The sequence below is a fragment of the Streptomyces sp. ICN903 genome (assembly GCF_022015835.1).
Classification (GTDB): Bacteria; Actinomycetota; Actinomycetes; order Streptomycetales; family Streptomycetaceae; genus Streptomyces; species Streptomyces fenghuangensis.
Map to the genome: position 1 here is coordinate 1 of NZ_JAKMAY010000269.1, position 7897 is coordinate 7897.

Genomic DNA, 7897 nt, shown 5'->3' on the forward strand with positions numbered 1-7897 from the left:
CGGCGGCCCCGGCGGCCCCGGTGGCCGTGCGCGGCCGGCCGCGTCCGCGCGTGCCCTCGGCGGGCTCCCCTCGGCCCCACCGCTCAGGCCGCCCGGCCGGCGGCCTGCGTCCCGGCGGACGGCTCCCCGGCGCGCCGGTCGCGCAGCAGCTTCCGCCGCCTGGCGGCGCCTCCCGGCACGCGGTGCAGGCCGAACGAACCGGGCTTGCGCGCCTCCTTGGTCAGATGCCCGGTCATACCCTCGCAGGCCAGCTCCTTGAGCCTGGCGCCCGGCCCGCCGCCGACGTACAGCCGCACCGCGACGTCGGAACGGTTGGCGAGCTGGTAGACCCCCGCGCCCCGGCCCAGGCTGAGGCACTGGGCGTAGAGCGACTGGCGCAGCTCCTCCGGCCGCTCGCCCGCGAGCCGGCTGAGCACGGTGTCGGCGGCCCGCGCGCCCAGCGGCATCGCGTTCAGGCAGCTCATCCGGAGCGGCAGGCCGGAGGGCGCCGCCGAGTCCCCGGCCGCGACGATGCGCGCGTCGTCCACGCTCGTCAGCGTCTCGTCCGTGAGCAGGCGGCCCACCGCGTCGGTGCTCAGCCCGCTGCGCACGGCCAGGTCCGGCACGCCGAAGCCGGCGGTCCAGACGGTGATCTCGCCGGGCAGCTCGCGGCCGTCGGCGAGCCGCACGGTGTCGCCGGTCACCGCCACCACCTTCGTGCCGGGGCCGTCGAGGACCGTCGCGCCGAGCCCGGCCAGCCGCCCCGCGACCGAGCGCCGGGCCCGGGGGTGCAGGTACGGGCCGAGCACGCCGCCGCAGACCAGGGTCACCCGGCGGCCCTGCTCGGCCAGCTCGGCGGCGGTCTCGATACCGGTGGCCCCGGCGCCGACCACCGTCACCGGGGCCGTCGCGGGAGCGGCGGCGACGACCGGGCGCAGCCGCCGCGCCTCCTCCAGGGTGGCGATCGGGTGGGCGGACTCGGCCGCCCCCGGCACGTCCGGCTCGGCGCTGCCGCTGCCCACGGCGTAGACCAGGTAGTCGTAGCCGAGCGTGCCGCCGTCGGCCAGCGCCACGCCGCGCCCTTCCGCGTCGATCCGGGCCGCGGAGCCGACCACCAGCCGGACGCCCTCGGCCAGGACGTCCCGGTAGGCGACGACCGCGTCGTCGGAACCGCCCACCAGCTGGTGCAGGCGGACCCGGTGGACGAAGTCCGGGCGCGGGTTGACCAGCGTCACCGTCACGTCGTCGCGCCGCGTCAGCCGGTTCGCGGCCATCACGCCCGCGTATCCGCCGCCGATCACGACCACGTTCGTGCTCCCCGTCATGGTGCCTCCTCCGTTTTCGGGTGTCCGGCCTCAAGACACCGCTCGGGCGGCCGCTGTGACAGGTTGTGAGGCAGGTCACTCAGGCGGGGCCCGATCCGGCGGTGCCCGGCCGCGACCGCACCGGCGCGCCGCCCTCCGCCGGAGCCCGACACGGAAAGCGCGGCGGCCCGGGGCATCGCCCCGGGCCGCCGCGTCACAGGCCGTGTCAGGCTCCGGCGACCTCCACCGCCGCCAGGTTCTTCTTGCCGCGCCGCAGCACCAGCCAGCGCCCGTGCAGCAGCTGGTCGGCCGTGGCGACCTCGTCCTCGGCGGTCACCTTCACGTTGTTCACGTAGGCGCCGCCCTCCTTCACGGTGCGGCGGGCGGCCGACTTGCTCGCCACCAGGCCGACCTGTGCGAACAGGTCGGTGATCTGGCCGAGTTCGCTCACCCTGGCGTTCGGGAGCTCGGAGACCGCGGCGGCCAGCGTCGCCTCGTCCAGCCCGGCGAGATCGCCCTGCCCGAACAGCGCCTTCGACGCGGCGACCACGGCCGCGCACTGGTCGGCGCCGTGCACCAGCGTGGTCAGCTCCTCGGCCAGGGCGCGCTGCGCGGCACGGGCCTGCGGCCGCTCCTCGGTCATCCTCTCCAGCTCCTCCAGCTCCTCGCGGGAGCGGAAGGAGAGGATGCGCATGTACCGCGAGATGTCCCGGTCGTCGGTGTTCAGCCAGAACTGGTAGAACGCGTACGGAGTGGTCATCTCCGGGTCCAGCCAGAGCGTGCCGGTCTCCGTCTTGCCGAACTTGGTGCCGTCCGCCTTCGTCATCAGCGGTGTCGCCAGCGCGTGCACCTCGGCGTGCGGCTCCAGGCGGTGGATCAGGTCCAGGCCGGCCGTGAGGTTGCCCCACTGGTCGCTGCCGCCGGTCTGCAGGGTGCAGCCGTAGCGCCGGTACAGCTCCAGGAAGTCCAGGGCCTGCAGCAGCTGGTAGCTGAACTCCGTGTACGAGATGCCCTGGTCGGAGGCGAGGCGCTGGGCGACCGACTCCTTGGTGAGCATCTTGTTCACCCGGAAGTGCTTGCCGACGTCCCGCAGGAACCCGATCACGGACAGGCCCGAGATCCAGTCCATGTTGTTGACCATGACCGCCGCGTTGTCGCCCTCGAAGGAGAGGTACGGCTCGATCTGCGCGCGCAGCCGGGCCACCCACCCGGCGATGGTCTCGGAGTCGTTCAGGGTGCGCTCGGCGGTCGGCCGGGGATCGCCGATGTGGCCGGTCGCGCCGCCCACGAGCGCCAGCGGCCGGTGCCCGGCCTGCTGGAGCCGGCGGACGGTGAGCACCTGCACCAGGTGCCCGACGTGCAGGCTGGGCGCGGTCGGGTCGAAGCCGCAATAGAACGTGACGGGGCCGTTCGCCAGAGCCTTGCGCAATGCGTCCTCGTCGGTGGACTGGGCGATCAGCCCGCGCCACCTGAACTCGTCGACGATGGCCGTCACGGTCCTGTGTCTCCTTGGGTTGTGTTCCGGTCTGGCGGCCAGTGTAGTGCGCCGGGCGTTTCCCGCCGTTTCCGCCTGTGGACGGCCGCCCCGCCCGGCCATCCGGGGACGTCGGCGCGGTGGACGGCGGTTCGGCGTCCGGTTCCCCGAACGTGCCCGCGCGGCCGGGCCGGGCCTGGCAGGCTGTGACCGGTGAGGGGTGATCGGTGGGGGCCGCCGGGAGCGGCGGACGCCCGGATCGCCTGCCGGGCCGTACGCCGCCACCGTGCGGGGAAGCGGACGAGCGCCCCCGCACGGCGCACAGCCCTTTCCGCGACGCCGGGCCCCGGCCCGGGAGCGCCCCGCACGTCTTCGCCACCGTCCCTCCGGTACCGGACACCCCAGGGAGCCGCCACGCCATGAGCGCACCGTCACCTCATACGCCCGAGGCCCCACTCTGGCCGCACTGCGCACACGGCGCGGATCCCGCCACCGACCCCGTCGGCTGCCCCGGCGTCCACGTCCCCGGCCACACCGCGTGCCTCGCCCACCTGGCCGACGCCGACCGCGACGCCTACCTGGCCGGCCTGACCCCCGGCGCCGACATCGACCACCGCGGCACCTCCTTCACCGGGCCCCTTCTCAACGCCCTCCTCGACGCCTTCCGCGATCCCGCCACCGGGCACCCCCGGCTCGGCCAGGCCCGATTCGACTCGGCGATCTTCCAGGGCGACACCTGGTGGTTCGGGTCGGCGGTCTTCCAGAGCGGTGCCTGGTTCGAGTCGGCGACCTTCGGGGGCGATGTCTTGTTCGAGTCGGTGGCCTTCGAGGGGGATGTCTGGTTCGGGTCGGCGACCTTCCAGGGTGTCGCTTTGTTCGAGTCGGCGACCTTCGGGGGCGGCGCCGGGTTCGGGTCGGCGATCTTTCAGAGAGACGCCTGGTTCGAGTCGGCGACCTTCCGGGGCCCTGCCTGGTTCGGGTCGGCGACCTTCCGAAGCGTCGCCTTGTTCAATCTGGTGATCTTCCAAAGTGACGCCGGGTTCAAGTCGGCGACCTTCGAGAGCGGTGCCTGGTTCGGGTCGGCGACCTTCGGGGGTGGTGTCGGGTTCGAGTCGGTGACCTTCCGGGGCGGTGTCGAGTTCGAGTCGGTGACCTTCCAGGGCGGTGTCGGGTTCGAGTCGGCGATCTTTCAGGGCGCTGCCATGTTCCGATCTGCGACCTTCGGGGGCGGCGCCGGGTTCGGGTCGGTCACCTTCCAGGGCGATACCTGGTTTGAGTTGGCGACCTTCTTGGGGGACATCGGGCTCGAGTCGGCGGTTTTCGAGCGCTGGGTCAGCCTCGGGCCGTTCGTGTGCGCCGGGCGGGTGTGGTTGTCCGGGGCGGTGTTCAACGGCCCGGCGAACCTCTCGTTCGCGGCGCGCCGCCTGGAGTGCCGGCGAACCCGCTGGCTGTCGACGGCCGAGCTGCGTCTGCGCTACGCCACGGTGGACTTCGCCCACGCGGTCTTCGAGTACCCCCTCACGATCGCCGGTGAGCCCGACCCCTTCATGCTCACCGGCGGACGGACGATGGAGGAGCAGGCCCTCGCCCACGCGCCCGACGCCGCAGTGCGAATAGCAACGCTGCGCGGGGTGGACGCGGCCCACCTGGTCCTCGCCGATGTCGACCTGTCACGGTGCCTGTTCACCGGCACCGTGCACCTGGACCAACTGCGGCTGGAGGGCGCCTGCGCCTTCGACGCCGTCCCGCCCGGCACGCACCGGCGGCGCGGGCGCCCGGTGCGATTCACCGGGCGCCGTACCCTCGCCGAGGAACACCACTGGCGCGCGAAGCAGCCGGACGCCGTCCGGGGCTGGAACGTGGCGGTGCTCGGCGCCGGACACGCCGGGCCGGCGCAGCTGGCACCGGTGTACCGGGCGCTGCGCAAGGCGTTCGAGGACGGCAAGAACGAACCCGGAGCGGCGGACTTCTACTACGGCGAGATGGAGATGCGCCGCCACGACCGCACCGGTACCTCCCGCGCCGAGCGCGGACTGCTGCACGCCTACTGGATGCTCTCCGGCTACGGCCTGCGCGCCGTGCGGGCCCTGGGCTGGCTCGCGGCCGCCATGCTCGTCACCGTCGTTCTGCTGATGGGTTTCGGGCTTCCGGAGGAGGACCCGAAGCAGGAGGCGGCCGGCACCGTGCCGCCCGGCGGAGGCCGGGTCACCTTCGAGATCGAGAAGGGTGACCCGCGGAACCCCACAGGGGACAGGTTCATCGGCGAGCGCTTCGAGAAGGCGCTGAACGTCACGCTCAACTCGGTGGTGTTCCGCTCCAGCGGGCAGGATCTGACCACCGCCGGCACCTACATCGAGATGGCCTCCCGCTTCGTGGAGCCCACCCTCCTGGCCCTCGCCGTCCTCGCCATCCGGGGACGCGTCAAACGTTGACCGGCCACCGCTCGGGGTCCCCGAGGCCGCAAGCGCATCACGCCTCGGCGGCCGGGGTGGTGAGGACCGCGCGGACGGTCTTGCCGCCGGGCGGGTGGGGGGCGGTCTCCCAGTGGTCGGCGAGGGCGGTGACGAGGGTGAGGCCGTGCCCGCCGGTGCGGAGCGGCTCGGCCTCGGTGTCCGGCCCGTCATCCGGTCCGGCGTCTGGGGCGGGGACGCGCGGCTTGGACTCCCCGCGGGCGTCGGTCACTTCGACGGTCAGGCGGCCGGCCGTCCGGTCGTAGGTGAGTGACAGGCGGAAGCAGCGGCCGGGCACGTGCCCGTGGAGGACGGCGTTGGCGGCCAGTTCCGCGACGACGAGTTCGGCGCGCTCGGCGAGGCCCTGCGGCACCTCCCAGGAGAGCATCTCGGTCACGGTCAGGAGCCGGGCCAGCCGGGCTCCGCGCCGCGTGGACGACAGCAGTTGTGTGAAGGCGGCGAGGGCCGGTCCGGCCTGCGGTGTCGCTCGGTTCATGCGGGCCAGGGTGGGGGTCGCGCGGGGGCGCGAACGAGTGCGCAGCCGTGTACGCGGAGTCCGTGTACGGGCACTTCGGGTGGACGGTACGGAAGTGCTCCGTCACGCCGGCCGGTGACCGCGAGCGCCGGCGGGGCCCGTCCGCCCGGCAGGCCCCGCTGCCCGTCCTCAGCAGGTTATGCGGCGCTCGGCGCTCTCGTAGGAGGCGAGGTTGTAGTCGACGCCCACGACCGTCTTGTAGGTGTAGGTGCCGGAACCCGTGCAGTTCCACCACGCCATGCTGGAGCCGCTCTCCAGCGGGGTCCAGTCCAGCTCCTCCCAGCCGTACCAGCGGTGGCGCAGCAGGGAGACCGTGGCGTCCGAGCAGCCGCTGCTGGTCTTGCTGGCGGTGCCGATGACCTCACTGATGCCCTTGTAGGGGGTGGAGATGTTGTAGCAGCTCCGGTCCCAGTCCGCGGCGGCGGCCGGTGTGGCCGGCATCAGCAGCGTGGCCGAGGCGGCCAGAGCGACGGCGAAGCACGACTTACCGGCGAGCCCGAGAGTGCGCATGACAAAAACTCCTGTCTGTGGAGACGTGTGGGATGCGGGACCCAAGAACACTTTCACGCGGCCTGATCTAGATCAACTCATATCTTCGCACCGCCAAAACCCTTCATCAGCAGGGGACTTGGCGTCGAACGCACCCACCGCCCGAAGTGGTGTGGCGCGGGGCGGGCGCGGCTTGGACGGGGCCCGTGGCGCGGGCGGCCGGGCACCGAGGTCCGCGCGGACGGGAGGCGAGGAAGGCCGGGAACCGGCCGGACACGTCCGGTCCGCAGGGGCGGGCAGTCAGGCACGTGAGGTCTTGGTGGGAATCCTCGCCCATGAGACGGTGATCCGCGTCCCCGCCCGCAACGGACCACCGGAAGGCGGGGGCGGCGGTGCCGATGCCCCGGCCGCGCGCCCGGGCCGCGGCTGCGCACCGACGTTCCGGTACAGGGTGCGCCCCGCGCTGGTCCGGCGCCAGGCGACGATCCCGAGCGCGCCGCCGTTGAACATGCCGGTGTCTCAGAAGATTTGAATAGACGTGATGTTCGGCGGCCGGTTGGGGTAGGTCACGATGTTCCAGCGACTGATCCTGATGGTGGCGCCGTTGGCGTCGTTCATCTGGATGTCGTTGTTCCCAGTGGAGATCTTGTCCACCCAGGCGCCGGCTCCGAGTCTCATGGTTCCCGCGTTGGCGGCGCAGAATTCGAAGGGCCCGGAAGGGCCGACAATGAGCGGACGGTCATAATGGCCCCATACATGCAGCAAGTCACCAGTGGTGCAAGGTGTCTGGTTCATGGCGTACGCGGCATTCATCGGAGTTGTAACGCTGAAGCCTGCGGCCAGTAACGCCACAGCGAACAGGCTCCGGGCGGTCTTCCTGATGGTGGGCACGATGCGATATCTCCTTGAGGATTGGGGCCACGCTGCGTGAGCCGGGTTGCTTCCGAACGATGAGGAAACTGCCAGGTCGGGCGTGACAGTCGGCCCTTTTGCGTTTCAACCCTGGTGCGGCGCTGTGTCGGCCAGGAACGGCGCGCGGGGTTTGGTGCCTTCCTGTTGCACGGCCGGTTCTGCCGCGGCTGCTGCGCCTACGGCCAACTGCACGCCGTCGGCGAGTGAGTTGGCTGCCGAAGGCAGGTCCCCGTCGATGGTAAGCACAGATGCCGAGCTCTTTCCGTGCGCCAGTAGAACAGGAGGTGACACCGCTACGTCACGGTGTCACCTCCTGTTCTGCTTGGGCGCATGAAACAGGCCCAGTTGCCGCGTGGTCGAGGGCCTTCACGGCGAACGCCTCAGGCGGCGTGTTGCCCAAGAGCACTTCGCTGAGCCACAACCGGCTGCCCCGTGCCCGTGCCGCCGCGCTCCTGTCCGCGTACGCAGGTGAGCGCGTATCTCTGTGCACTGCCGTCATGCCCGACGACGACGGGGTCCTACGGGCTCGTTGGCGAACCGAGCCGACGCCGGGCGACCGTGACTAGACACTTCGCCGACCCCAGGGGTGAACGCTTCGGCCGCCCCGTCCCGGACCGGTGGCCGACCGGCCGTCGAGTGGCTTTTGGCCGTGAGATCCGGCCACGCAAGCCGATACCCCGCGCCAGGGATACGCCTCGTTGTCGGCGAGGGGCGGTCCGGGGTGCGGTGTTGCCCGGGGCGTGCGGGGCGAGGT

The 7897-nt window shown here is 72.2% G+C and carries 6 protein-coding genes; 1 reads left to right on the forward strand and 5 read right to left on the reverse strand.

Annotated features, from left to right (window positions below):
• Window positions 1–83 precede the first annotated feature (83 nt).
• Together L7D48_RS22710 and tyrS are read right to left on the reverse strand one after the other, a co-directional pair.
• On the reverse strand, window positions 84–1304 hold the full coding sequence (locus tag L7D48_RS22710) for an NAD(P)/FAD-dependent oxidoreductase (RefSeq protein ID WP_237881921.1): 1221 nt from the start codon (window positions 1302–1304) through the stop codon (window positions 84–86).
• A 205-nt stretch (window positions 1305–1509) separates the two neighbouring features.
• The gene (tyrS, locus tag L7D48_RS22715; RefSeq protein ID WP_237881923.1) at window positions 1510–2778 is read right to left on the reverse strand and encodes a tyrosine--tRNA ligase; all 1269 of its coding nucleotides are present in this window, start codon (window positions 2776–2778) and stop codon (window positions 1510–1512) included.
• 398 nt (window positions 2779–3176) lie between these two features.
• Here tyrS and L7D48_RS22720 point away from each other — a divergent pair, with 398 nt between their 5' ends.
• Window positions 3177–5189, forward strand: a complete 2013-nt coding sequence (locus L7D48_RS22720) for a pentapeptide repeat-containing protein (protein WP_237881925.1) — start codon at window positions 3177–3179, stop codon at window positions 5187–5189.
• Between the two features lie 37 nt (window positions 5190–5226).
• Here the strand turns inward: L7D48_RS22720 and L7D48_RS22725 are convergent, their stop codons facing one another.
• From L7D48_RS22725 to L7D48_RS22735, 3 genes are all read right to left on the reverse strand, one after another.
• Window positions 5227–5703, reverse strand: a complete 477-nt coding sequence (locus L7D48_RS22725) for an ATP-binding protein (RefSeq protein WP_237881927.1) — start codon at window positions 5701–5703, stop codon at window positions 5227–5229.
• 168 nt (window positions 5704–5871) lie between these two features.
• Window positions 5872–6252 (reverse strand): hypothetical protein, encoded by a 381-nt coding sequence (locus L7D48_RS22730; RefSeq protein ID WP_237881929.1) that lies wholly within the window; start codon window positions 6250–6252, stop codon window positions 5872–5874.
• 498 nt (window positions 6253–6750) lie between these two features.
• Window positions 6751–7122 (reverse strand): beta/gamma crystallin domain-containing protein, encoded by a 372-nt coding sequence (locus L7D48_RS22735; protein ID WP_237881931.1) that lies wholly within the window; start codon window positions 7120–7122, stop codon window positions 6751–6753.
• Window positions 7123–7897 lie beyond the last annotated feature (775 nt).

Excerpts from the sequence above, each read along its gene's own strand:
- L7D48_RS22710 (WP_237881921.1), bottom strand. The coding sequence starts at position 1,304 with ATGACGGGGAGCACGAACGTGGTCGTGATCGGCGGCGGATACGCGGGC.
- L7D48_RS22730 (WP_237881929.1), bottom strand. The coding sequence starts at position 6,252 with ATGCGCACTCTCGGGCTCGCCGGTAAGTCGTGCTTCGCCGTCGCTCTG.
- L7D48_RS22720 (WP_237881925.1), top strand. The coding sequence starts at position 3,177 with ATGAGCGCACCGTCACCTCATACGCCCGAGGCCCCACTCTGGCCGCAC.
- L7D48_RS22725 (WP_237881927.1), bottom strand. The coding sequence starts at position 5,703 with ATGAACCGAGCGACACCGCAGGCCGGACCGGCCCTCGCCGCCTTCACA.